Raw genomic sequence first — 25752 nt, forward strand, 5'->3', positions numbered from 1 at the left:
TGTCTTTAAAAAGTTTAAAGTTTGGCCGCTTCACCCATCAAAAACTTGCAAGCTTCAGTTTCGGCAAATCTCAAGCCGCGCGCGTAACCCATGCGCCCCGGTTTCAAATTGGAGCGACCCACCATGCTGTTCCGCAACCGTGGCCACAATGGTCAGACCCAATCCAAAACCATTGATCGCCCCAACATTGTCCCCCCGCTTAAACGGTGCAAACAGCTGTTCGATATCAGCCGCAGAAAACCCTGACCCCTCATCCTCAACCGTCACAATTGCATGTTCGGAATTTGCTTCCAGCTCAACCGTCGCCCGACGTCCGTATTTCAGGGCGTTATCGATCAGATTAGAGACCGCGCGTTGAAGTGAAATCGGGCGGCCAGTCACCAACATTCTGTGTTCATAAGGCACAGCCCCCTGACCATAGCGGGCCGCAAAAACGGACTGCCCCCCTTCGACCATTTGAGGCTCTAGGCGCTGCAATTCGACAGGTCTGCCCATGTCCCGGTAATCATCCACAAGCGCTTCGACCAGAGAAGTAAGAGAGATTTTTCTTGGCTCTTCGACACTTAACTCAGACCTTGTGTAGGTCAGGACACTGTCGATCATGTCGGTCATGCTGTCGATATCCGCCTCAAGCTTGTCGCGCAGTTCGCCATCCGGGATCAGCGCCGTGCGCAGACGCAACCGCGTGGCCGGGGTGCCAAGGTCGTGGCTGACACCGGACAAAACAACAGCGCGCCGGTGCAACTGGTCCCGCTCTGCTTCCAGATGGGTATTCACCGCCGTAATGATCTCGCGCAGCTCTTCCGGACCACTTTCGGCATAGGCTGCAGGTCCGCCAAATCGCCGCCGACCCCGCAGCGCACGGGCGAAACGATCAAACATGGAAGAGGTATCGGCGACCAAGGAATAAAGGATCGCCAACGCCAGGGCGGCAGTAAGCACAGCCACAAGCCTGAAGTCACGTGGCGCCGCCCCACACCCCCAGATCGCTGTCCCATCCAGCCGCATCCAATCCCCCTGCCCCAATCGCGCAATCAGGATCGGCTCACTGCAATAAGTTGCTAAAAGTTTGGTAACATTACCTAATTTTTGCGCAATCGACTGCCCCTCCTTCGACACGATGTCGGACACTGCATAGCGCATACTGCCCGAGACAATTGCCAGTGACAGAACTTCACCCTGCGCATCACGACCGCTTCCCGGCAAAAGAGAAACCTGGGTGACAAAACCCGGGGTTGGCACATTGGACAATTGTGAAAAGGATCCCGATTGGGCAAGCGACGTTTCTGCAAAATTCAGGGGCGCGACAATCACATCTTTCGGCGCGGACCCTCCGGTGCGCAGTGTCTCATGCAAAGAGAAGCCCGTGACAAAGCTGTCGGAGAGATGCATCTGCCACGCCCGCGCTGACGACAACCATAGCCAGCTGGCAAGCAACCCGGTCAGAAAGGCCGCGAGAATGAGCAGCAGGCCAAGGGTACGCAAACGCTGTCTCATTCGTCTTCCACCGAGACATCCACTGCGAAAACATATCCCACACCACGTTCGGTCCGCAGCAATCTGGGGTCTTTTGGATGTTCTTCGATCTTTGATCGCAGCCGACCAACGAGAACATCAATGGCACGCCCTGAACTGTCGCCACCGCTTTCCCCGGTCACATCAAGTGCGGCAGCAATCTCATCGCGGGTCAGCGGAATATGCGGATTGGCCAGAAACACTTTGATTAAAGCTGTTTCACGCTGCGATAGCGCCACCTGAAATCCCTCGGGGGACCGCACCTCATCCCGCTTTCCGTCATAGATCCAGCCCCCAAAGCGGAAGGTCTGGATCCGACGGCGATAAGCCAGTGACGCGCTGCGACGGGCCCGCTGCAATACCGCCCGCACCCGCGCCAGCAGAAGCTGGGGATTGAAAGGTTTGGCGATATAGTCATCCGCCCCGACCTCATATCCTGCCATACGCTGGTGATCGGCAGAGAGGGCAGAGACGAGGATAATCGGAACATCCTGCTCATGCCGCAACCGAGAGCAGATCTCGATCCCGTTTTCATCCCCCAGCATCACGTCCAGAAGAATGAGGTCGATCCGACCGGAACTGAGATGCTGGCGCACTTCCCCTTCGGTCTGGGCAGGCAGCGCAACAAACCCGTTCTGGCGCAGAAACTGCGTCAGCATATTGCGTGTATCAAGGTCATCTTCGACCACTAGAAGCCGTGAAATGGCCATTCGCTCTCCTCCCGGAATGCCACAATAGCCGCGACACATTCCCCCGCGACTGATCGTTTGTAACATCGTGCAACAAAATCAACGGCAAGGTAACAGCGTGTAACAGATTGGCGGAAAATCTGATCAAGGAACAGGTTTGATCCGGGAATAGGGATTGCCGGGTGCCCCTCTCAAGGCGCAGGATTTGGCCATAGGTTGCCGGGAGGGCGACCGATTAGGGAGGAAAATATGAAACATTCCGTATTTGCGGCCGCATCGGCCGTGGCAATCATGGCATCCGGTATGGCGATGGCCGAACCTCAGGCAGAAGTTCTGCACTGGTGGACTTCAGGCGGTGAAGCAAAATCCGTTGCCGTGCTGCAAAACGAATTTGCCGAAAATGGCGGCACCTGGACCGATATGCCGGTCGCCGGTGGCGGCGGTGACGCTGCAATGACCGCGCTTCGTGCGCGTGTTCTGTCGGGCAATGCGCCGACCGCTGTTCAGCTGAAAGGCCCTGCCATTCAGGAATGGTATGAAGAAGGCGTCCTGGCTGACATCTCGGCTGTGGCAAACGCCGAAGGCTGGGCCGATGTACTGCCCGCCTCAATCGCAGGTCACATGATGTGCGAAGGTGTGTGGTGCGCGGCCCCTGTGAATGTGCACCGGATCGACTGGATCTGGGGCAACGCTGACGTTCTGGCCGCCAACGGCATCGAAATGCCCACCACATGGGACGAATTCAACGCCGCCGCCGACAAGCTCATGGCCGCTGGTATCATCCCACTGGCCCACGGCGGTCAGGCCTGGCAGGACGCCACAGTGTTTGAAGCTGTGGCCCTTGGCATCCTTGGTCCGCAAAACTTCAAGAAAGCCTTTGTCGACCTTGACATGGACGTTCTGAAATCGGACGGAATGGTTGCCGTCTTTGACCAGATGCGCAAGATGCGCGGCTATGTCGACGCAAACTTCTCGGGTCGCGACTGGAACCTGGCCACGGCCATGGTGATGAACGGCGAAGCCGCTTTCCAGATCATGGGTGACTGGGCCAAAGGCGAGTTCCTCGCAGCGGGCAAAGTGCCGGGCAAGGATTTCCTGTGCCTGTCCACGCCGGGTGATGGCTTCCTTTACAACGTGGACAGCTTTGCCATGTTTGAAGTCGATGGTGACGACAAGCAGGCGGGTCAGGCACTTCTGTCCAAGCTGATTGTCGGCAAGAACTTCCAGAAAGTGTTCAACCTGAACAAAGGGTCGATCCCGGCACGTGTTGATGTGGCACTGGACGAGTTTGACAGCTGCGCCCACACCTCTTCGGCTGACATGAATGCAAGCTCGGAAGGTGGCTCGTTGCTGCCGTCCTATGCCCACGGCATGGCCCTGCGCGGCGCGCAATCCGGTGCGATCACCGATGTTGTTACGGCACACTTCAACTCGGACATGTCGTCGCAAGACGCCGTGAACCAGCTGGCTGACGCCGTCGCCAACTCGATGTAAACTACTCCCTGTCCCTGCCCTGCACTTGTGTGGGGCGGGGTCACAAACCCGAGGGGTTTTCGCCATGCAAGAATGGCTGGAACGCCACATTCCCAAGATGGTGCTTGCACCCTCTTTTGTGGCCATTCTTATCTTTGTCTACGGTTTCATCGGCTGGACTGCCTGGGTATCTCTGACCCGTTCGCGTCTGCTTCCGAAATACGAAATCGAAGGTCTAATCCAATACGACCGCCTGTTTGCCTCGCCCCGCTGGGACACGGCCATGGGCAACCTGTTTATCTTTGGCACGCTGTTCATTGTGATCGCGATTGTGCTGGGGCTGCTGATAGCCATCCTGCTGGATCAGAAGATCCGCACCGAAGGCGTGTTGCGCACCATCTACCTCTACCCGATGGCGCTTTCGATGATCGTTACCGGCACCGCCTGGAAATGGATCATGAACCCTGGTCTGGGCATCGAAGCGATGGTCCGCAGCTGGGGGTTCGAAAACTTTACCTTCGACTGGGTGATCGACCCGGACAAGGCCATCTATGCGGTGGTTATCGCCGCTGTCTGGCAAGCGTCAGGTTTCGTGATGGCACTGTTCCTCGCTGGTCTGCGCTCTGTTGATGGCGAGATCATCAAGGCAGCTCAAGTGGACGGCATCCCGACCTACCGGATCTATTCCGCGATCATCCTGCCCTCGATGGCCCCGATTTTCCTGTCAGCCTTCATCGTGCTGGCACACCTCGCGATCAAGAGCTTTGACCTTGTGATCGCGCTGACTGGCGGTGGCCCCGGCTATTCGACCGACCTGCCCGCGACCTATATGTACGCCATGGCGTTTTCACGCGGCGATATTGGTCAGGCGGCGAGCTCGGCCATGGTGATGATGGCGGTCGTCTTTGCCATCGTGGTTCCCTATCTTTATTCAGAACTGAGGGCGAAACATGACTGATATCACGCTTTCCCCCGCCCATGCCCAGGATCAGGGCCGCAACTGGGGCCGGATCGCCCTGCGCTGGCTTCTGTTCATTGCACTCGGCATCTTTGCACTCTTCTACCTGATGCCGCTTTTTGTGATGGTCACCACCTCGCTGAAAAGCCTGGAAGAGATCCGCACCGGGTCGCTGGTGGCCTTCCCGCGCGAAGTGACATTCGAGGCTTGGCGTACTGCTTGGTCGGGCGCCTGCACCGGCATCCAATGTGAAGGTCTGCGGCCTTACTTCTGGAACTCGGTTATGCTGGCGGTTCCCGCCGTGCTGATCTCGACCTTTCTTGGAGCAGTGAACGGCTATGTGATTGCCCAATGGCGCTTTAAGGGCGCAAACCTGATCTTCTCGCTGATGCTGTTTGGGTGTTTCATCCCGTTCCAAGTTGTGCTTTTGCCGATGGCAGTGCTGCTTGGCTGGATGGGCATTGCTGGCACCATTCCGGGGCTGATCTTTGTTCACGTGATCTATGGGATTGGCTTCACCACTCTCTTTTTCCGCAACTACTATGTCACCATTCCGCAAGAACTGGTGAAGGCGGCGAAAGTGGATGGGGCTGGGTTCTTCCGGATCTTCTGGTCGATCTTCCTGCCGCTGTCGTTGCCGATCATCGTGGTGACGGTCATCTGGCAGTTCACCCAAATCTGGAATGACTTCCTGTTTGGCGTGAGCTTCAGTCAGGCGGGCACGCAACCCGTGACCGTGGCACTCAATAACATCGTGAACTCCACCACCGGAGTGAAGGAATACAACGTGGATATGGCTGCAGCAATCATCGCCGCGCTTCCCACACTCATCGTCTATGCCGTTGCTGGCAAATATTTCATCCGCGGTCTGACCGCCGGATCAGTGAAAGGGTAAACCCATGGCCCCTATCCTCGACATCAAGAACCTCTATAAGAACTACGGTCCCGTAGAGGTGTTGAAAGACATCAACGTGGCAATTGAACCAGGAGATTTCCTTGTTCTGGTCGGCCCCTCGGGTTGCGGTAAGTCCACACTTCTGAACTGCATCGCCGGTCTGGAAGACATCACCTCGGGCACCATCAGTATTGATGGACGCGACATGACCCATGTCAGCCCCAAGGATCGCGATATTGCGATGGTGTTTCAGAGCTATGCACTCTACCCTACCATGTCGGTTGCCAAGAACATCACCTTCGGCATGAAAGTGCGCGGGGTGGATGCGGCGACACAGGCAGAAAAACTGGAAAAAGTGGCTGGGCAGTTGCAGATCGAACCGCTTCTGAACCGCCGTCCTGGCCAGCTGTCCGGTGGTCAGCGGCAGCGGGTGGCGATGGGTCGTGCGCTGGTCCGTGATCCCAAACTGTTCCTCTTCGACGAACCACTGTCGAACCTCGACGCCAAGCTGCGGGTCGAGATGCGGTCCGAGATCAAAAAGCTGCACCACAACCTTGGCGCCACCATGGTTTACGTGACCCATGACCAGATCGAGGCAATGACTCTTGCCACCAAGATCGTGGTGATGAAGGGCGGGATCGTGCAGCAAATTGGTTCGCCTGCGGAAATCTATAACCACCCGGCCAACCTGTTTGTGGCGGATTTCATGGGCAGCCCGGCGATGAACCTGATCCCGGCCCGCGCCAAGAAAAACGGCGATGGCACCAAGATCGAGATCGCACGCTCAAATGGCGCACCTCTGGTCCTAACCGATCACCATGCCACCGATTTGCCTGAGGACGTGATCCTTGGTCTGCGTCCTGAAGACATTGCCGAAGCGGGGTTCCGCGCCGGTGAAGATGTGCAGGAAGCCGAATGCCTGATCGACATGGTCGAACCGGCGGGTGCCGATACCTATGTGGTCTCGGAACTGGGCGGCAAACAGGTCACAGCACGGCTTCATGCCGAGACCAAAGCTCAGGCGGGCGTGCCCCTTGACCTTGCCTTTGACCTCGCCAAAGTGTCCTATTTCGAACCGGGAACCGGTGAGAGGTTGAACTGACGCCATGCGGCTTGTTGCAGATGTGGGCGGGACCAATACCCGTATTGGTCTTGCCCGTGACGGGAAATTGCTGGGGGAAAGCGTGCGCAGCTTTCTCAATGATGATTTCGCATCCTTTACGGATGTGATTGCACAGTATCAGCGCGACGCAAGCGCCGTCACACTCACGGATATGGCGGTGGCTGTGGCCGGGCCGGTGGGGGAAGGATCGGCCCGGTTGACCAACCGGGATTGGAGCTTCTGCACAACCGATCTTTCAGCGCGATACGGAAACATCCCTTCCCTGCTTCTGAATGACCTTGGGGCCTTGGGGCAGGCCGTTCCCACCTTTGACCAAGACAGCCTTCACGCAATTTGGGGAACGGACGCAACCAACCCACAGCAGGCGTTAATCGTGGGTGTTGGAACCGGGTTCAACGTCAGCCCGGTTCTCTTACGCGGCGGCGAGCCATTTTGCCTGAACGCAGAGCTGGGCCACGCCGCCCTGCCCGTCGATATCCATCACGCTCTGGCCAACCGGATCAGTTCCGCAGCTGATGAATTCATGACCGTCGAGCATCTCTTTTCTGGTCGCGGCCTGTCACGCGCCTATGCGCTTGTGACAAAGGATCCCATGCCTCCGAAACATGTCCTCTCGGCAGATATGGGCGCGGCGCAAATAAAATTTGCGGAGTTCTATGCTGAACTTCTCGCGATACTCACCCGCAACCTGCTGTTGTCGTTCCTTCCGGAAGGCGGAGTGTATTTTGCCGGAGGTGTGGCCCGGACACTGTTGACAAGCCCGGCCTGCGACAGGTTCATCCAGACCTATTCCGCACCAATGGCTCTTGCCGACGGGCTGCACGCCCCGGTTCGGGTGATCACAGATGATGCTGCCGCGCTGAAAGGCTGCGCGCGCGTCGTAATCTGACCGTCAAAGAACGTCCAAAGACGCTTTCACCCGGTCCATCACCACAGCCGTCTTGAACCGGCTGATATTGCTTTCATCAAAGAAGTATTCCTGGGTGAACTCTTCATATTCTTTGATGTCTTTGACCGTCAGGATCAGGACAAAATCCCCCTCTCCAGTGGTGTAGTAACATTGCTGGACACAGGGGGCCTGACGCATCTTGCGCTTGAAAGCATCCAGAGATGCACGATTTTCGCGTTCCAGCACCACTTCGACGATAATCGTCATCTCTCGACCCAGCTTTGCAGGCGACAAAACAGCGATCTCACGTTCAATGACACCCGCGCTACGCAACTTTTGCAGTCGCTTCTGCACGGCCGGTGCGGAAAGGCCTACGTCCTGACTGATCACCTCAGCAGTCAGTCGTGAATTCCCCTGTACCAGACGCAGAATTTCCAGATCCTTACCATCCATTCTCTTTCCAATCTCAAATAGGCCATAATGAAATAAATTAAATCGCAGTTTTTAGCAAATGATACCACACCTCTCTCAAATTCCGCGTGATTCTATGTCGATCACCTTCATGAGGGAACAATGGACGATTTTCTCACCAATCTGACAGATCTTCGCCACGATCTACACCGGCACCCGGAACTGGGCTTTGAAGAGACCCGGACCAAGCAACTGGTGGCGGATCATTTGCGCAATCTCGGCATCGAGGTGCATGAGGGCATAGGCATTGTCGGCGTATTGCAATCGGGAACCGGCAACCGCGCAATCGGGCTGCGGGCCGATATGGATGCGCTACCGATCCAGGAAACTTCGTCCCACGAATATGTTTCGACCATCCCCGGCAAGATGCATGCCTGCGGCCATGACGGGCACATGACCATGCTATTGGGCGCAGCCGAGCGTCTGGCAAAAGACCCTGATTTCGATGGCACCGTTGTGTTCATCTTCCAACCCAACGAAGAGCACGGGCTGGGCGCCAAAGCGATGATCGAAGAGGGCGTGCTGACACGCCACCCGATTGACGAGGTCTACGCAATCCACAACCTTCCCGGCGCCCCGCTGGGTCAGATCTCGTCCCGCGCGGGGCAGATCTGCGCCAGCGAAAGCCTGTTTGAAATCACCATTCAGGGCCGTGGCGGCCACGCCTCGATGCCCCATGTGGGGGTGGATGCAATCACCGTGGGCGCCGAGATGGTGCTTGCGCTGCAAACCATCGTCTCGCGCAAGCTGGCTCCGGGTGCCGGGGCGGTGGTGTCTGTGACCGAATTCCTGACCGATGGGCAGCGCAACGTGCTGCCGGGCCGCGCCACGCTTAAGGGTGACGTGCGCGCCCGCCTGCCCGAGGACCGCAAGGGAGTAGAGCGTTTCATGCGTCAGCTTGCGGGTGGCATTGCCGCAGCCCATGGCGTGACTGTGGAAGTTCAGTTCAACGCCGAATTCATCGAAACCATCAATGCCGAAGCCCCCACCGACGCGGTCTACCGCGCGGGCGAGGCCGCCGGCTGCGAGGTGATCCGCGACCGCCCACCAATGAGCTTTTCCGAAGATTTTGCCCAGTTCACCGCCACCGTACCCGGCGCATTCCTGCTTCTGGGCAATGGCAGCGACGGGCCAAACGGCCAGCCGCTTCATGCGGCAGATTATGATTTCAACGACGCTCTGCTGCCAATCGGCGCAGAATTCTGGGTGCAGCTGGTCCGTGACCGCCTGCCCAAACGAAAGGACAGCTGATGCACAACGCATTCACCACCGCCACCCTCGCCTATGCACAAGGCAATCCGCAACCATCCAAAGCGGCCTTTTCAGTGCTGTCGGAACAGGATTTCGCCAACAGCTGGGCGGAAATCACCGCGTGGAAAGGTTATGCCCCGACCCCGCTGGTCTCGCTTGCCGGGATCGCAGAGAACATCGGTGTAGGCGCCATTCACTACAAACACGAAGGGCCGCGCTTTGGGCTTGGCAGTTTCAAGGCCCTTGGCGGGTCTTACGCGGCGCTGCGCGTGCTGGCGCGCGAGCTTACTTCGCGTCTGGGGCAAGAGGTTACGCTGGCCGATATCCGCTCGGGCAAATACGCAGGTGAGATCGCGAACATCACGCTGGTTTCGGCCACCGACGGCAACCATGGCCGCTCGCTTGCCTGGGGCTGTCAGCGGGTCGGCGCGCCTTGCCGGATCTATATCCACGCAGAAGTCAGCGAAGGCCGGGCGGAAGCGATGCGCGAATTGGGCGCAGATGTGGTGCGGATCGACGGGGATTATGACGCATCGGTGATCCTTGCCAAAACCGAAGCCGAAGAAAACGGCTGGTTCGTGGTTTCGGACACCTCGTGGGAAGGCTATACCGAGCCGCCCCGCGACGTGATGGCAGGCTATGGCGTGATGACCCGCGAGGCGTGTGAAGCGCTGGACAAGGCGCCGACCCATGTGTTCCTGCAAGGGGGCGTTGGCGGGCTGGCTGCGTCCGTGGCCGCAGGGCTGCGCCAATATTGGGGCGACGCCGCCCCGCGTGTTGTGATCGTCGAGCCTGACCTCGCCGCCTGCCTGTTTGACAGCGCCAAGGCGGGCCAACCCACCAATGTCGCCATTCAGGAAGAAACCATCATGGCCGGGTTGTCCTGTGGCGAGCCGTCGGAAATGGCGTGGGAGATTTTGGCTGAGGAAGCCAGTGATTTCCTGACCATCCCCGACAACATCGTGCCCCCCACCGTGCGTCTGCTCGCCCGACCCGAATTTGGTGACGAGGCCGTCGAGGCAGGCGAAAGCGCCGTGGCCGGGCTTGCCGCCTTGATCGCCGTGCGCCAGAATGCGGGTCTGTCGGCCAAGCTGGGGCTGGATGCAGGTTCACGCGTGCTGTTGATCGGCTCGGAAGGTGTGACCGACGCGGCGATTTTCGCCGCCATCATGGCTGAGAACGAAAAAGGGATAGAGCATGTCTGACGCCCTGATCCGGGGATTTACTGACACGGAATTCGCCGCACGCACGGAAAAAGCGCAGGCGCGTATGGCGGAGACCGGCATGGCCGGGATGCTTTTGCTCACCGAAGCGGAGGTACGCTATTTCAGCGGGTTTCACACGCTATTTTGGCAAAGCCCAACCCGACCGTGGTTCCTGTTTGTGCCTGCCGAAGGCAAACCGATTGCAGTGATCCCGGAAATCGGCGCAGCGCTGATGCGCCAGACCTGGATCGAGGATATCCGCACATGGTCGGCCCCTGCGCCTGAGGATGACGGAATCAGCCTTTTGACTGAGCTGCTCACGCCGCTCGCCGCCAAAGGTGCCACCATTGGTGTCATGAAAGGCCATGAAACTGCGCTGCGCATGCCACTTGGCGATTACGAGCGGCTGGTGGCCGGGCTGCCCGGTCTGAGCATTGCCGATTGCACCGGCATCGTGCGGGGCCTGCGCATGGTGAAATCCGAAGCCGAGATCGAAAAGCTCCATCGGATCTGTGCCATCGGCTCACACACATTTGCCGAGGTGCCCTCGCTGGCCCATGAGGGGCAGGCGTTCGAGGACACATTCCGCGCCTTCCGCCGCGAAGCGCTTTTGCAGGGCGCCGATGACGTGCCCTATCTGGTTGGCGGAGCCGATCAGGGCGGCTATCACGACGTAATTTCGCCCCCCTCACGCCGCCCCTTGCAAAGGGGGGACATCATGATGCTGGATACTGGCATGACATGGGACGGGTATTTCTGCGATTTCGACCGCAACTGGGCCATTGGCAGTGCCGATGATGCCTCGCGTCAGGCCTATGACGTCTTGTGGCGCGCGACAGAGGCAGGGATTGCGGCCGCCAACCCCGGCACAACCTGCGCCGAGCTGTTCCATGCCATGCAGAGCGTGATTGCCGAGCTGGATGATGCGGGCGGCGATGTAGGCCGTCTGGGCCATGGGCTGGGTATGCAGCTCACCGAATGGCCGTCGCATGTATCGTGGGATCACACGGTGATGGAGGAAGGTATGGTGCTGACGCTGGAACCGTCCCTGTCCTACGGCGACGGACGGATCATGGTGCATGAAGAAAACCTTGTTGTTCGGTCGGATGGGGCAGAACTCATTTCACACCGGGCAGCCCCTGAACTTCCGGTGATCTCATGAAACTCAACTTCGACACGGATAATGGCATCGGCACACGCGCCACTTTTGGCGTTGTGGTGCTGGAAACAGACGAAACACTGGAGCCCGAATTTGCCCGGATGATCCCGCGCGACGGCGTGGCGCTTTATCATTCGCGCATCCCGATGGTGGCCGAAGTTAACGCAGAGACGCTCTCGCAAATGGAAGCGGATCTACCCGCCGCGGTCAGGCTTTTTCCGCCCTCGCTGGATTTTGACGTCATCGGTTATGGCTGCACCTCGGCTTCGACCGTGATCGGGTCAGAAAATGTGGCAAAGGCGATTCAATCCGTCTGCCCAAATGCCAAAATCACCGACCCTCTGGCCGCGATCATCGCAGCAGGGCGGCATCTGGGGGCAAAACGGCTAGGCTTCCTGACCCCTTATGTGGCCGAAGTCTCGGCCAAGATGCGGGGAAAGCTGGAAGAGGCTGGGTTTGACATCGCCGGATTTGGGTCCTTTGAAGAAGGACGCGACCCGATGGTCGCACGCATCACCGAACGCGCCATTCTGGATGCGGCGATCAAGGTGGCCGAGGCCCAGCCCTGTGACGCGATCGTGATTTCCTGCACCAACCTGCGCTGTCTGAACATCCTTGAGGAAATCGAAACACACACTGGCGTGGCCGCGCTCTCCAGCAATCAGGCGCTGGCCTGGCACATGATGCAGCTTGCCGGGCTGCATCACTCGCAGACCGGATTTGGGCGGCTGTTGCAGATGTAAAAACGGGCCGCACAAGGCCCGTTCCCGGACAGATCAGACCTCGGCCCGTTTCATCCGCGCAATCAGGTTGGTTTTCAGCACGAACTGGTGAAACAGCGCGGCCAGCACATGCAGGATCGCCAGGATCAACAGCGGCACCTTCAGCACATTATGGGCAAAAGCAGCCTGTTCCACGCCGCCAAACCACGCCAGCCCACCGCTGATCGGCATCCCGATCATCAGCGCATATAGCGTCCAATGGGTGATGTGAGCCGCAATCTTCAGCGGCTTCGCCTCGGCTTCCGGCGGGGGCGGCGCGCCACGGGTCTTGCGCAAGGTCAATCGCCAGAGGGCAAAGAGCAACACCAGCATCCCACCTACCACATGAGCAAAGATCAGCGGGTTAAAGGCAATCTCCGCCCCATCACGAAAGGCGCTCCAAGCCTCTTCGATCGGTCCTTTGAACACATATTGCGCCGCGATCAGGGCGGCAACGATCCAATGCAGGCGGATCTGGGCAAGCGAATACCCTTTGGGCTGGGTCACGGCATCCTCGTATCTGTGCGGGCCCGACCGCGCCGGGCGTTTCTTTAGCGTGATACGGATGGAACCAGGCATTCCGTCGCCAAAACCTGAAAATAGTGAAAGACAGCGGATTGGGCCAGTTCCCGACTTCCTGCCCAACCAATACGCCAAATGTGCAGTTTCCACTTGCACCCCGTGACGCGGTAACGTTCTCTGGCCGCGTTGCTGTCTGGTTACGGAGCCGAACATGTCATCCATTGCGCCCGAAACGGGGAAAATCAGAATTGGCCTGAATGGCTTTGGCCGGATCGGCCGGTCGATCCTGCGCATCCTGTTGGCGGAGCCGTCGGAATTCGAAGTCGTGTTCATCAACGACATCGAACCGCTCGAGACATGTGCCTATCTGTTCAAATATGACAGCGTTTTTGGCCCCTGGCCTGGAACGGTCGAGGAAAATCACGAAGCACTGCTGGTCGATGGCAAAGCTATCCCCTTTCACGCCCATCCCGATATCAGCGTGATGGACCTATCCGATGTGGACATCGTGTTTGAATGCACCGGCATGGCCGGGAAACGCGCGATGGCTGAACGCGGGCTTGCTGCCGGCGCCGGGCGCGTGCTGATCTCCGGCCCTTCGGACGAGGCCGATATCACCGTGGTTCTGGGTGCCAATGATAAGGATCTGGGGGACCAAAAAATCATCTCGAACGCCTCCTGTACCACCAATGCCTTGGCCCCGCTTCTGGCGGTGGTCGACCGCGAATGGGGGCTTGTGGGCGGGCATATGACCACCGTGCATTGCTATACCGGCAGCCAACCCACCGTGGACAAACCCCGCGCCAATCCGGCACGGTCACGCGCGGCGGCGCTGTCGATGGTCCCCACCACCACCTCGGCCCATCAACTGGTGGGCAAGGTCCTTCCGGCATTGGCTGGCAAGATCGAAGCCCGTGCCATTCGCGTGCCCACCGCAAGCGTGTCCTGCCTTGATCTGGTGGTTGAGGTGGAAAACGAAATCCCCGAAGAGGTTGCCCGCGCGCGATTGAAGGAAATAGCACTGGAAAGCCCCGTGCTGGGCTGGACCGAAGAACCGCTGGTCTCATCGGATCTGCGGATGCGTCCAGAAAGCCTGATTATTTCAGGCCGCGAACTTTCCGTCAGCCCCGGTGGGCTTTTGCGCGTCTTTGGCTGGTATGACAATGAATGGGGGTTTTCCAACCGAATGCTCGACATGGCGCGCATGATGAGACAAAGCGCCTGATCCCGGCACAGGGAAAAATCGGAGCGGTCTGCCGCTCCGATCCGTTGGTTTCGCGATCAGGCGCGCGACAAAACGCTTGCTGGGCGGGCCTTGTAAAGCGCCTGAGTGAGTACACCGGCGATGATCGCTTTAATCACATCACCTGGGATGAACGGGGCCATGATTGTGGTTGAGGCGCCAACCCCTTTGCCAGTCACAAAGGAAAATCCGAGGATGCCAAAGAGGTAAACCACGACAATGCCGCCGATCATGGCGGCCAAACCTGCGATCACGGCCAGATTGCCCACCCGCATCTTTTCGACAGTCAGCCCGATGACAAAGGCACCGATGGGGAAACCGACGAGGAACCCTGCGGTCGGCCCTGCGAACACGCCCAAGCCGCCTCGGCCGCCCGACAGAAGCGGTAGACCAATGGCGACAAGCAGCAAGAACAACAAGACTGCAAGTGTCCCGCGTTTGGCGCCCAACACTGTACCGCACAACATGACGCCAAGGCTTTGGGCGGTGATTGGCACCCCAAACCCAAGCGCAATTGGCGGGATCAATCCCAAGGCCGCAATCAGCGCCGCAAATAGCGCGATCAAAGTTACATTCCGTTCCATATCCCTCACTCCTTCAGGATCGTATTATTTATTCTCGTTGGTCTGCATCGCCTGCAACCCGCCTCGGGCGCGCAATGCTTCTGCAACATGATCCGCGTCATCCAGTGCTTGAACCGTGAATGGCAGCACAATACGCCACCCAGCACGCCGGGTGGACCGTGCGCGCCATGCCAAGCGCAGCCCGTGCCCCTTTTCGACCAGAACCGGTGTAAAGCGGATTACCAGCGCAATGGCCACTTCTAATGCTTCAGACCTGAGACCAAACCGGCGCAACGGGGTTGTGATCCATCGGATCACCGCAATGAATTCACTCAGACTGGTGGTCATCGTAACCAGATTGGCCAAACCCACGGCCGTGATCATGCGCAGCACAATCACCAGACCCGCTGCATAATCTGCCGTGACCAGATGCCAGAGCACGATCAAAACCACAAATGGCCAGATGATCCGCACAGATCGCCACCCGGCACGGGCAAATTCTGGTCCGGGCAAGATGTAAAGCACGACCATCCCGGCAAAGGCCAAGGCCTGCGGCATCACGGTTCGGGCGGAAAACAGCAGCGCAGTAGCGACCGCCAGCGCCAAAAGCTTCACCCCGGCAGGCCACTCATGTGCGCGGGTTCTAATCGGCGAGGTCAGTGAGATCATTACCCGCCCCCTGCCGCTGCATCTCGTCTATGTAATTAGGGATCAGCTGGCCTGGTGCCCCCTGCCCTACCAATCGCCCCTGATCCAGCCAAATCGCATGATCGTATCCTGCAAGATCTTCGGGCGCGTGCGTGACGTGCAAGATATTGCCGCTATATTGCTCCAACCGGCGCGATAGCTGGGCCCGCGTTGGCAAATCCAGCCCGGAAAACGGTTCGTCCAGCACCAGCCATCTTGGCTGCATGGCCAGAACCGACATCAGGCACACAAGCTGTTTTTGGCCCTGAGACAATCGGCTGACATGGGCTTCGGCCCAATGAGACACGTCATAATCTGCAAGCCATGACCGGGACAGGTTCTCGGCCTCCGCCTTGCTGTGGCCCTGTTGGGTCAACCCAAATGAAAGCTCTTCGAGCACTGTGGGAAAGATGATCTGATGATCAGGGTTCTGAAACAGGATCCCAACTGTCGACAGCGCAGCTTTCCTATCTGACCCGGGATCAATACCGGCCACCGAGACCGTCCCCGCATCTGGCAAGATCAACCCGGCCACAATACGCGAAAGCGTCGTTTTCCCCGAACCGTTGCGTCCGACCACTCCAATCCGAGCAGCGGATAATATGGCCGAAAGATCCTGCAGGATGGGTTTGCCATCCTGACCATAACTCACCCCGCTGAGGGTGATTTCAGATCCTGCCGTATCTCGCACCACTTGTGGTCCTTCATTCCATAGATCCACGCAACCAAGTCATGGAATCGAAACTGTTCCGCTGCTTTTAAGGACTTCCTTCAAGAAATACCGCAAGAAAATACAGATCGGGCGCAAGGTCGCGGGTAACATCCGGGGCAAACCAGAGACCAATCAGGCGGTTGCCTATACCTGTGAACCGATCCCTTGATAGGATTTCACACTGCGGAGGATCACATTGGTTTGTGCACTCGCCACGGCAGACAGGCGGAAGAGCACGGTTTCAAGAAACTGATTGTAGGTTTCCAGATCGCGCACAATCACGCGCAGATGATAATCTGCCTGACCTGTGGTGGCAAAACACTCGACCACTTCGGGGCGCGTATCGATGACACGGATGAATTCGGCGAGTTTTTCAGGATCGTGACGGGTAAGCTGAACATGCACGATCGCCTGAAACCCCATCCCGGCACGCGCAGGATCCAATTGGGCCGCGTATCGGCGAATTAAACCCGCATCCTCCAGCGCCCGAACGCGGCGCCAGCATGATGAGGCGGACAATCCAACTGCAAGTGCCAGATCTGCATTTGAGATGCGGCAATCCTTCTGCAAGAGCGAAAGAAGTTTCCAATCCAGATTATCGAGATCCACTGCAAAATTTATCCATATTTGATGGTGTTATTGACTACTTTACCCGTCTGTTTGTGCTTTTGACCAGAACTTTGGTCAACTTCTTCGCTGGGATATGGCGACAATTGATAAACTTGTTCAGAAAAGCCGCCAACAATGACCCAGCCTGCCCCCGAATTTCCCACTTACGCACTGACAGACCGCTACACCAAGACCAATGGGCGCGTGTTTCTGACAGGAACCCAGGCTCTGGTTCGGATCATGTTGGACCAAGCCAGACGGGATCGTGCAGCAAAACTCAACACGAGCGGCTTTGTGTCGGGCTACCGCGGCTCCCCACTGGGCGCTCTCGATCTGGAATTCTGGCGAGCAAAAGATCTCACAGACGCAAAACGCATTTCATTCATGCCCGCCGTCAATGAAGACCTTGGGGCAACCGCCGTTCTTGGCGCGCAACAAGCTGTGTTAGACCCTGATTGTGACGTCGAGGGCGTATTTTCCATGTGGTATGGGAAAGGGCCGGGCGTTGACCGGTCCGGCGATGCACTCAAACACGGCAATGCCTATGGGTCTTCCCCCAAAGGGGGGGTTCTGGTTGTGGCCGGCGATGATCACGGCTGTGTCTCATCTTCTATGCCGCACCAATCAGATGTCGCCTTCATGTCGTGGTTCATGCCGACGCTCAATCCTGCATCTGTAGGCGAGTATCTTGAGTTCGGTGAATACGGATTGGCACTGTCTCGTTTTTCTGGGACCTGGGTTGGTTTCAAGGCCATCTCGGAAACGGTGGAATCCGGTCAGTCGGTAGAATTGCGTGAAGATAGGGACTTTTCGCATCCCGAGTTCGCGCTTCCTGCCGGTGGTTTGCATATTCGCCCCTCGGATTTGCCCAGCCCAGAAATCGAAACACGGATCGAGTTTAAACTGGCGGCTGTCGAAGCCTTTGCCGAGGCCAATCCGATCGATAAACGAATTTACGATGTCAAAGATGCCGAGTTTGGTTTCGTGACCACCGGCAAGGGGCATCTCGATCTGATGGAAGCTCTGCGCCTGCTGGGTCTTGACGAAACCGCCTGTCGTCGGTTGGGCATCGATATCTACAAGGTTGGCATGGTCTGGCCACTGGCCCGGCGAGACGCGCTGGCCTTTGTGCGCAATAAGCGCGAAGTGATGGTGATCGAAGAGAAACGCGGCATCATCGAAAGCCAGTTCAAAGAGTATTTCTATGACTGGCCTGGCGACAAACCAGAAAAAATGGTAGGCAAACACCGGGCTGCCGGCGACCCGCTCTTGCCGTGGACCGGCGAACTCAGCCCGCTGGACCTTGTGCCACATGTTGCAGAACGACTTGACCACTTTTTCCCTGAAGAAGGTCTGGTCGAAAAGGCCCGGGCCCTGATGGCACCACCTACATTGTCGATCAGCGTACCCGGTGCCACCCGCACCCCCTATTTCTGTTCCGGCTGCCCGCACAACACCTCAACACGCGTACCGGAAGGATCAAAGGCAGCCTCGGGCATTGGCTGTCATGTCATGGCCAGCTGGATGAACCGCAACACTGGCGGCTATGCGCAGATGGGGGGCGAAGGCGTGCCGCATCTGGTGGCGTCAAAATTCAACGGGGGCAAACATCTGTTCCAGAATCTTGGCGAGGGCACCTGGTATCATTCCGGATCACTGGCCATTCGACAGGCAGTCGCAGCGGGCGCCAATATCACCTACAAGATCCTCTACAATGACGCGGTTGCGATGACCGGCGGACAGCCGGTTGATGGTCCGATTTCAGTGCAAGGCATCGCCCAGACCTGCCGCGCAGAAGGGGTCGAGCGGATCGCTCTGGTGTCCGACGACATCAGCAAGTTCAACCCCGGAGATTTTCCGCGCGGCACCTCCTTCCATGACCGTTCGGCACTGGACAAGTTGCAACGCGAATTGCGTGAGATCCCCGGTGTAACGGTCCTGCTGTATGAGCAAACCTGCGCCACTGAAAAGCGCCGCCGCCGCAAACGTGGCACGGCAGAAGATCCCAAGCGGTTTGCGGTGATCAATCCGCGTGTCTGCGAAGGATGCGGAGATTGTTCCGTTGCCTCCAATTGCTTGAGTATCGAACCAATCGAGACGGAGTTTGGGCGCAAAAGGCGCGTTAACTTGTCCTCCTGCAACAAGGATTTCTCCTGCCTGGAAGGGTTTTGCCCCAGTTTTGTGACCGTCGAAGGCGCCACTCGCCGCAAACGGTCCGGAACTTCGGTGGACCTACCGCCACTTCTGAACCGCCTGACCACTCCCAAACTTCCACCACTCACGGAACCCTTTGACCTGTTGGTCACGGGCGTTGGCGGAACGGGTGTGGTCACGGTGGGCGCATTGATCACAATGGCCGCCCATCTTGAAGGCAAAGGGTCCAGCGTTCTTGATTTCACCGGATTTGCCCAGAAATTCGGGACTGTGTTGAGTTACATCCGCCTGGGTCGCAATCCTGACGCCATCCATCAGGTGCGCATTGATAGCGGAGCGGCCGATGCGGTGATTGGGTGCGATGTTGTGGTCAGCTCTTCTCCGAAAGCTTCGATGCACTACCGAAAAGGCACTAAACTGGTGCTGAATCATGCAGAGATGCCCACCGGGGATGTGGTGCTGAACCGGGATGCCAATTTGAAGGTCGATCGACGCCAAAAGGTGATCGCAGAGGCAATCGGGGCGGAAAACCTGTCGGGTTTCGACGCAAACCGCGCCGCGGAGCGGTTTCTTGGGGATGCGGTCTACGCCAATGTGATGATGCTTGGGTATGCGTGGCAGAAGGGATTGGTTCCGGTCAGCGAAGCGGCACTAAAACAGGCAATTGAGCTAAATGGTGTGGCGCTTCAGAACAACAACAAGGCGTTTGACCTTGGGCGCATCATGGCCGAAGTACCGGACGCCCTAGCGGAACCAGCCCCCTCCCCTGCCCCGAAAACTGCGGATGATATCATTCAACACCGTGCAGCAGAGCTGACGGCGTATCAGGATGCAGATTACGCTCTTCGCTTCCGCGATACGTTGCGCCACTTCCAGGATCGGATGCCCGAACATATTCGGGATGACTTCACCAGTTTGGCGGCAAAGTCTCTTTTCAAGCTGATGGCCTACAAAGATGAGTACGAGGTGGCCCGCCTGCATCTAGATCCAGAGTTTTTGGGTGGTTTGGAGAATGAATTCGAACCTGGGTTCACCATCAACTACCATCTCGCCCCACCGGGTTTCGCAGGCGAAACTGACAGCCGGGGACGTCCCGGAAAAATTCAGTTCGGACCTTGGATGGCCAGGGCTTTCACCATTTTGGCGCATTTCAAGTTCCTCCGTTCACGCACAATTAATCCGTTTGGATTGTCTCAGGAGCGGCGGCAAGAACGGCAGTTGATCACATGGTTTGAAATAATCCTGACCACCCTGCCCTCTCCGAAGTCAGAACATGAAATCGAGATAGCTAAAGCGATCTTGTCTGCCCCAATGAATATCCGCGGATTTGGACCGGTGAAGGAAGAAGCTGTTAATGCCGTGCTGCCGAAGGTGGAAAAAGCAATGCGCGAACTGGGCGTCATACCCCCAGCGTGATCACCTCGCCACCAGCCGCCTTCGCATCTTCGGCGTCATGGGTCACCATCAAAACGGGCAAATCACAGGCTTTGGCCCGTTCAAAGACCAGATTTCGGACCTTGGTGCGCAGGCTGGCGTCCAATCCTGAAAATGGTTCGTCCAGCAATAAAGCCTGAGGATCGGATAACAACATCCGCATCAGGGCAACCCGTGCCCTCTGACCTCCGGAAAGCGTATCTGGGTCCCGTGAGGCATATCCTTCCAAGCCGACCTCAGCCAAAACCTCTTCCACCCTTGCCTGCCGGTTTTGGCGCGAACCTCCGGGGGCCAATCCAAAGGCCAGATTAGCGCCAACCGACATATGCGGAAAAAGCAACGGGTCTTGAAACAGGATACCTGTGTGCCGCTGATGGGGCGGCAATTCCGTGATGTCACGCCCATTCAGCAAGATCCGACCAGACAGCTCAAACACCGGGGCAAGCGCGCCCGTTATCGCGGAAAGAAGTGTTGATTTCCCAATACCAGAAGGCCCCATAAGCGTAAGAACCTCACCGGGTTTCACACGATGGTTCAATTGCACCAAAACCTGCCCCGCCTGCCGGATCTCAACGTGATCAAGCACCAGACCCGCTGTGTGATCATCCATCCCGCAATCCTTTTCTGTTTCTCCAGACCAGCGCTGGCACAATCAATGCCAAGGCAAAGGGCAGCAGAGCTGCGGCGGTTTGCAACAATCCAAACACGCCAATGGCCCGGCGATCCCCTCCGGATGCCAAGGCAACCGCTTCGGTTGTGAGTGTTTCCACGCGCCCTCCACCTATCAACAAGGTTGGAAGGTATTGGCCAACCGACACGGCAATCCCCACCGCAACGGCGGTCAGGATTGGGGCGAGTAACATGGGCAGTCTGACCCGCCATAAGACACGATCAGGGGATGCCCCCAACGCTTTTGCCACCACCGCTTGCCGTCGATCCCATTGCATCCACGGATCCTGTAGCGACAGGCGAATGTAGGGCAAAACAAAAACCAGATGCGCAACGACCACCGCTCCCCTGCCCGTCTCAAGCCCCAGAGACAGCATCAAGGTCTGCAACCCCGGTAGAAACGCGGTTTGCGGTATGAGGAGCGGCAAATACAACAGCCACATTCCGCGCTGGGTCAGGCGAAGCCCGTGGCGTTCTTCTGCCTCAAGACAACCAAGCGTCAGGAACAATCCGACCGCAACTGCGGCCCCGGCGATTACAGCCGTTTCGCTGACAGCCTGCCAGCTGCCTACGCTATCCCTGTGCCAACTGCGCAGGGTGAATTGATCCGGCAAAAGGTCTGGAAAGCTCCAGAAGCCAGCAAAAGACCACACAAACAGCCCCAGCAGCCCCAAAAACAGCAAGAGAGCCGTCAGGAGCGCCAACAGGAGCCCTCCAGCCCGAATATGGGCGTCCGCCCCCAACCGCAGCCCCCGATGCGCCAGAGAGGCCCCTAGCCGCCCCAAGAGGCGCTCTAGCCCCCACCAGACGGCGACCGCCCCGAGAACAAGCCCTAGCTGCACCAACGCGCCGGCAGCAGCCCGCAGACGAAACACAAGGTCAGGGTCTGACATCCAGCGCACAATCTGCACGGATAAGGTCGACGGTGTTGAAGGGCCAAGGATCACCGCCACATCCACCACGGACATGGACCAGGCGAGCACGACCAGAACGGGCAACCGAATACGCCCGTAAACCACCGGAAACACCGTGAACATCCAGGCCGCTACCCGCCCGTAGCCCATGGATTGCGCCACAGCCAAACGGCGCGCACCTCCCACCTGCCCCATTGCGGCAATAGACATCAAAAGCAGAAATGGCACTTCTTTGATCACCATGCCCGCTATCAGTGATAAACCCATCGGATCTTGCAGGATGAGAAGATCAGGGGGCCGCTGCCACCCGGTCAGTCCCGGAGACACCAGCCGAAACAACCAGCCGGACGGCGCAATCAGAAACGCCAGCCCGAAAGCCGCCGCCGCATGGGGCACTGCCAGAAGCGGAGACAACAGGCGCTCGACCCAGCCAAAAGCGCGTGTCCCTGCCCAGCCCGCGAGAATGGTCGCAACAATTGTTAGCGAGATTGCCGCCGCGGCAACTCCCGTGCCAACAGACAATCGCACCGCAGGCCAGAACCCCGGCCAGTCAAACAGGTCCCGAAACGGATCCAGTGAAGGACCATATAATCCCGCCGCCGGAAGATGGCCGAAGCCCGGCAAAATCGTCCCGACAAGCCCTGCCAACACCGGCCCAAGCAATAACAGCAAGGTCAGCGCAGGAAGAATCGGAAAGAAGGATCGGGATTTTGCCATTCAGCTTCCAAACTGTCCGGCGGTTACGAGACGAACCGCCGGATGAGTGTCTATTCTGGTTATTCGGTCACTCCGAAACGAGCTTGCCAGTCCTTAGCAATTCGGGTCATCCAGCTGGGATGCGGTTCTGCTTGCGCCTGCCCCAACTCATCCGGCGACAAAGTTGCAATGCCAAGATCCAGCGCATCAAACCGAGCGCGGTCTTCATCGGACAGCCCTGCAACGTTCAGAACAGTTCCGTATCCAAGCACATTCGGGTCCTGAGCGTTTGCCTGTGCTTCCGGGCTAAGAAGGAAATTCGCCAGCACCATCGCCCCCTCTTTTGAACCGGAGTTATAGGGGATGGCCACAAAGGAAGCGTTCCCAATGGTACCCTTTTCCAGGACGAAGGTGCGCACTGTATCTGGAAGCTCATAATTCGCAATCGCAGTAGAGGCCGCCCCGGGGCTGAATGAAATCGCCATATCCAATTCGCCATCGTTGATCAGCTGGATCTGACGCGTTCCGGTCGGTGGATACGCCCGCCCTTCTCGCCACAGCACAGGTGTCAATTCATCGAGATAGGCCCAGAGCGGAGCCGTTACTGCGGGATAGGAATCGTCAGCGACCGGATCGACCAGGACCGAAGGGTCGTCCAGTAAGTCGACCAGCATTTGCTTCAAAAAGGTTGTTCCAAGAAAATCCGGGGGCTGGGGATAGGTGAAGCGACCAGGGTGGGATTTGGCCCACTCTAGGATTTTTTGCGCAGAGGGAAGCGGAGCCTCGATATCTGCCGTGTCATACATGAACACAACTTGCGCCATGGCCCAGGGGCTTTCATACCCTTCCACCGGCACCGTGAAATCCGTCTGAACCGTTTTGCCTTCAACATCGACGTTGGCCCACCCCGGCAGATCTTCAGCAAACGGACCAAAAAGCAGCCCCGACTGCTTCATCGCGGCAAAGTTCGCACCGTTGATCCAGATGAGATCGATGGCGCCATCTGCATCCTGACCTGCCTCTTTCTCAGACAAGACGCGCGTGACGGCATCGGCGGTATCGGTCAGTTTGACGTGTTCAACAGTGACGCCATAGTCCGCTTTCACCCGCTCACCGGCCCAAGCGATAAATGCATTGGTTGTGGGGGACCCACCCCAGGCATTCCAATAGACGGTCTGCCCCCGCGCCTCCTCCAACACCGCGCCCCAATCTTTTGGATCTGTATCCGCCATTGCAGCCAAAGGCAGCAGCGCACCAAGAACAGAGGCTTTCAACCAGTTCGTTTTCATAATTTCTCCCAGTTCATGTGATCAGTCAAAGGCACGATGTGCCCCGTATACGCGAAGCATGGCGGTCAGAAGGCAAAGTGACCCAAATCCCCATGCGAGCAAAGAAAACCAATTGGAGAAAAGGCACAATATCACAAAAAATACAATTGTTTCAGTGCCTTCCAGTATTCCATTAGAGTAGTATAGCGATTTCACACCCTGCGCAGTTGTCTCTCGACCATGCTTTTCTGCCAAGATTGCATACCCCAGAAAACTTGCGCCATTGACATAGAATGTCAGCAGCAAGAAAGCCCCTGCATGGGTGTTTGCATCTGGATCGGCCAAAATAAATGCAAACGGCACCGCACCGTAGAAAAAGAAATCGCTGGAGATATCTAAATAGCCACCGAAATTGGTTGTTTTGGTGGCGCGCGCCACCGCGCCGTCCAACCCATCAGCGACCCGCGACGCTAGAACGAAGATCAGACCGGCGGTGTAGAATTGAAGTGCAATACATACTGCACCAACCAATCCAAGCAGCAAACCGAAAATCGTTACTGAGTTCGCGGACACACCCAGCGATGCCACCCTTTCACCTAGCAGATTCAAAGGCGGATCTATCAGTTTTCTCATCGCACGATCGAGCATGTCGGATTCCAAGTCAACTCAAACTATCAAACTTCATCTAAAGTCTATGAACGCCCTTCTCCGGTACGTCCATTGCATCAACGAAATTGTGATTGTCTGTCAGATTGCGAAAGCCAGCATCGGGTTTCGCGGCGAAACCTGAAGGGTCAATTCCCCAACAACGCGCGCAACTCGTCGATTGCCGCGTCCACCAGCTCTTTGCTTGCACCCTTACCCTGAAACCGTAGCAGGATACCTTGTTCGTCCTCATCACGCGACAAAACCACCGGCTCTCCAGCACAAAGCGATTTCAGCCTGCCGGTCCCAGGTTTTGGCCTTGATGCGGATTTTGGGCGCCCACCCCGGCTTTGATCCTTGGGTCCTTCTTCTGCACTCTCGACAACTGGAAGCAAGCATAACCACTCTTCCTCAGAGTTCGCCGGTTGACGGCTCGCCATTGCCTCTCGCAGTTCCTGCGTGTGGCCCATCCGCAAAGTTGAAGCCAAACGAAGCCCCTGCTTCTCGGTCAATTGATCGGCAAAGCCAAGCAGGTCCCCAAGCTCTTCAAACACATGTGCAAAAGATCGCACCTTTGATCGCTTCGACTTCGAAGCAGATGCAAAGAGTTTGCGGACCGCGTCTTCAACAGTTTCAAAAGCGCCATTTTGTGTCGAAACGACTGCAATCCGCCCTCGCTCAAAATGGCTGAGCTGCGAACGGATTTCATTCTCTTCGACCATGGCAACAAATGCCTCGGGAACAGACTCTATCGGCTTAATTAGAGACTTTGCTGTCGCAAATTTCGATTCGCCCGTCTGGTCATGAAGGTGCTTTAACGCCAGAAGGCGCCGGTATCCGGACACAACGCCGTATGTTTTCCCGTCACCCGGCTGCTTCAACCTGTAAAGTTCCACAGGCAATCTGAGACTATTAGCTGAAATAGAGTCTATTAGTTCGCTCAATTCTACCTGATCAACGGACGCACGATCGCGGATCATGTCATTCATATCAATCTGATCGAGGGGCACCTCGGTCATGACCAATCCTTTGCTCTCTGCGTCCCGTAACCGGTCAGCATCTGCAGAGTCCTTGGCCAGTTTCTCACGAGCGGCAGCATCCACAACCGGGCTTTGTCCTGCCGCATCAGCGGCCACCTGCGCAATTGGTGCCATCGCCCCCTTCATGGGGGTTTCGCGGCGAAACTCTTCTTCAAGTCTTGTTAGATCCTCGGCACTTGGTGCCTGCAGTTTACGCCTACGTGCCAT

The 25752-nt window shown here is 57.4% G+C and carries 24 protein-coding genes; 11 read left to right on the plus strand and 13 right to left on the minus strand.

Features of this window, described 5'->3' with window-relative positions:
* Window positions 1-54: 54 nt before the first annotated feature.
* Both O2N63_RS14660 and O2N63_RS14665 read right to left on the minus strand, forming a co-directional pair.
* Window positions 55-1497 (minus strand): sensor histidine kinase, encoded by a 1443-nt coding sequence (locus O2N63_RS14660; protein WP_271055033.1) that lies wholly within the window; start codon window positions 1495-1497, stop codon window positions 55-57.
* On the minus strand, window positions 1494-2225 hold the full coding sequence (locus O2N63_RS14665; RefSeq protein WP_271055034.1) for a response regulator transcription factor: 732 nt from the start codon (window positions 2223-2225) through the stop codon (window positions 1494-1496). Before O2N63_RS14665 ends, O2N63_RS14660 begins: the two co-directional genes overlap by 4 nt.
* A gap of 228 nt (window positions 2226-2453) precedes the next feature.
* On the opposite strand from O2N63_RS14665, the gene O2N63_RS14670 reads away from it, so the two are divergent.
* The 5 genes from O2N63_RS14670 (at window position 2454) to O2N63_RS14690 (ending at window position 7542) form a co-directional block, all read left to right on the plus strand.
* Window positions 2454-3698 carry an ABC transporter substrate-binding protein gene (locus O2N63_RS14670; RefSeq protein ID WP_271055035.1) on the plus strand — a complete coding sequence of 415 codons (1245 nt, stop codon included), beginning with the start codon at window positions 2454-2456 and terminating at the stop codon, window positions 3696-3698.
* Window positions 3699-3762: 64 nt separating this feature from the next.
* Entirely contained in the window at window positions 3763-4635 is an 873-nt protein-coding gene (locus tag O2N63_RS14675) for a carbohydrate ABC transporter permease (protein WP_271055036.1), read from the plus strand.
* Window positions 4628-5530: a carbohydrate ABC transporter permease gene (locus O2N63_RS14680; protein WP_271055037.1), complete on the plus strand. Its 903-nt coding sequence runs from the start codon at window positions 4628-4630 to the stop codon at window positions 5528-5530. Before O2N63_RS14675 ends, O2N63_RS14680 begins: the two co-directional genes overlap by 8 nt.
* A 4-nt stretch (window positions 5531-5534) precedes the next feature.
* Window positions 5535-6632, plus strand: coding sequence for an ABC transporter ATP-binding protein (locus O2N63_RS14685; protein WP_271055038.1), 1098 nt, complete (start codon window positions 5535-5537; stop codon window positions 6630-6632).
* A 4-nt stretch (window positions 6633-6636) separates the two neighbouring features.
* Window positions 6637-7542: a glucokinase gene (locus O2N63_RS14690; protein ID WP_271055039.1), complete on the plus strand. Its 906-nt coding sequence runs from the start codon at window positions 6637-6639 to the stop codon at window positions 7540-7542.
* Between the two features lie 3 nt (window positions 7543-7545).
* Here the strand turns inward: O2N63_RS14690 and O2N63_RS14695 are convergent, their stop codons facing one another.
* A complete protein-coding gene (locus O2N63_RS14695; RefSeq protein ID WP_271055040.1) occupies window positions 7546-7995 on the minus strand; it encodes an Lrp/AsnC family transcriptional regulator in 450 nt (149 codons plus the stop codon).
* Between the two features lie 120 nt (window positions 7996-8115).
* Here O2N63_RS14695 and O2N63_RS14700 point away from each other — a divergent pair, with 120 nt between their 5' ends.
* Genes O2N63_RS14700 through O2N63_RS14715 form a run of 4 tightly spaced genes read left to right on the plus strand, consistent with a single transcriptional unit; the run spans window position 8116 to window position 12371 of the window.
* Window positions 8116-9264 (plus strand): amidohydrolase, encoded by a 1149-nt coding sequence (locus tag O2N63_RS14700; protein ID WP_271055041.1) that lies wholly within the window; start codon window positions 8116-8118, stop codon window positions 9262-9264.
* Window positions 9264-10469 carry a diaminopropionate ammonia-lyase gene (locus tag O2N63_RS14705; protein WP_271055042.1) on the plus strand — a complete coding sequence of 402 codons (1206 nt, stop codon included), beginning with the start codon at window positions 9264-9266 and terminating at the stop codon, window positions 10467-10469. Before O2N63_RS14700 ends, O2N63_RS14705 begins: the two co-directional genes overlap by 1 nt.
* On the plus strand, window positions 10462-11631 hold the full coding sequence (locus O2N63_RS14710; protein WP_271055043.1) for a M24 family metallopeptidase: 1170 nt from the start codon (window positions 10462-10464) through the stop codon (window positions 11629-11631). The genes O2N63_RS14705 and O2N63_RS14710 overlap by 8 nt, the downstream gene beginning before the upstream one ends.
* A complete protein-coding gene (locus O2N63_RS14715; RefSeq protein WP_271055044.1) occupies window positions 11628-12371 on the plus strand; it encodes a maleate cis-trans isomerase family protein in 744 nt (247 codons plus the stop codon). The genes O2N63_RS14710 and O2N63_RS14715 overlap by 4 nt, the downstream gene beginning before the upstream one ends.
* Window positions 12372-12404: 33 nt before the next feature.
* On the opposite strand, the gene O2N63_RS14720 is transcribed toward O2N63_RS14715, so the two are convergent.
* Entirely contained in the window at window positions 12405-12968 is a 564-nt protein-coding gene (locus tag O2N63_RS14720) for a cytochrome b (protein ID WP_271055045.1), read from the minus strand.
* Between the two features lie 154 nt (window positions 12969-13122).
* Here O2N63_RS14720 and O2N63_RS14725 point away from each other — a divergent pair, with 154 nt between their 5' ends.
* A complete protein-coding gene (locus O2N63_RS14725) occupies window positions 13123-14136 on the plus strand; it encodes a type I glyceraldehyde-3-phosphate dehydrogenase (protein WP_271055046.1) in 1014 nt (337 codons plus the stop codon).
* A 56-nt stretch (window positions 14137-14192) separates the two neighbouring features.
* On the opposite strand, the gene O2N63_RS14730 is transcribed toward O2N63_RS14725, so the two are convergent.
* From O2N63_RS14730 to O2N63_RS14745, 4 genes are all read right to left on the minus strand, one after another.
* Window positions 14193-14738, minus strand: a complete 546-nt coding sequence (locus O2N63_RS14730; protein WP_271055047.1) for a biotin transporter BioY — start codon at window positions 14736-14738, stop codon at window positions 14193-14195.
* 24 nt (window positions 14739-14762) lie between these two features.
* Window positions 14763-15386 (minus strand): energy-coupling factor transporter transmembrane component T family protein, encoded by a 624-nt coding sequence (locus O2N63_RS14735; RefSeq protein ID WP_271055048.1) that lies wholly within the window; start codon window positions 15384-15386, stop codon window positions 14763-14765.
* Window positions 15361-16095, minus strand: a complete 735-nt coding sequence (locus tag O2N63_RS14740; protein WP_271055049.1) for an energy-coupling factor ABC transporter ATP-binding protein — start codon at window positions 16093-16095, stop codon at window positions 15361-15363. The genes O2N63_RS14735 and O2N63_RS14740 overlap by 26 nt, the downstream gene beginning before the upstream one ends.
* 165 nt (window positions 16096-16260) lie before the next feature.
* Window positions 16261-16725, minus strand: a complete 465-nt coding sequence (locus tag O2N63_RS14745; RefSeq protein WP_271055050.1) for an Lrp/AsnC family transcriptional regulator — start codon at window positions 16723-16725, stop codon at window positions 16261-16263.
* A 135-nt stretch (window positions 16726-16860) separates the two neighbouring features.
* Here O2N63_RS14745 and O2N63_RS14750 point away from each other — a divergent pair, with 135 nt between their 5' ends.
* Window positions 16861-20295: an indolepyruvate ferredoxin oxidoreductase family protein gene (locus O2N63_RS14750; RefSeq protein ID WP_271055051.1), complete on the plus strand. Its 3435-nt coding sequence runs from the start codon at window positions 16861-16863 to the stop codon at window positions 20293-20295.
* Here the strand turns inward: O2N63_RS14750 and O2N63_RS14755 are convergent.
* From O2N63_RS14755 to O2N63_RS14775, 5 genes are all read right to left on the minus strand, one after another.
* Complete coding sequence (locus tag O2N63_RS14755) at window positions 20279-20923, minus strand: ATP-binding cassette domain-containing protein (protein WP_271055052.1); 645 nt, start codon at window positions 20921-20923, stop codon at window positions 20279-20281. The two genes, O2N63_RS14750 and O2N63_RS14755, sit on opposite strands and share 17 nt — an antisense overlap.
* Complete coding sequence (locus O2N63_RS14760; RefSeq protein WP_271055053.1) at window positions 20916-22613, minus strand: ABC transporter permease; 1698 nt, start codon at window positions 22611-22613, stop codon at window positions 20916-20918. The genes O2N63_RS14755 and O2N63_RS14760 overlap by 8 nt, the downstream gene beginning before the upstream one ends.
* Window positions 22614-22672: 59 nt before the next feature.
* On the minus strand, window positions 22673-23881 hold the full coding sequence (locus O2N63_RS14765; protein WP_271055054.1) for an ABC transporter substrate-binding protein: 1209 nt from the start codon (window positions 23879-23881) through the stop codon (window positions 22673-22675).
* Window positions 23882-23902: 21 nt separating this feature from the next.
* Entirely contained in the window at window positions 23903-24508 is a 606-nt protein-coding gene (locus O2N63_RS14770; protein ID WP_271055055.1) for a CDP-alcohol phosphatidyltransferase family protein, read from the minus strand.
* A 146-nt stretch (window positions 24509-24654) separates the two neighbouring features.
* On the minus strand, window positions 24655-25752 hold the full coding sequence (locus O2N63_RS14775; protein ID WP_271055056.1) for a ParB/RepB/Spo0J family partition protein: 1098 nt from the start codon (window positions 25750-25752) through the stop codon (window positions 24655-24657).

The sequence above is a fragment of the Aliiroseovarius salicola genome, from assembly GCF_027891095.1.
Classification (GTDB): Bacteria; Pseudomonadota; Alphaproteobacteria; order Rhodobacterales; family Rhodobacteraceae; genus Aliiroseovarius; species Aliiroseovarius salicola.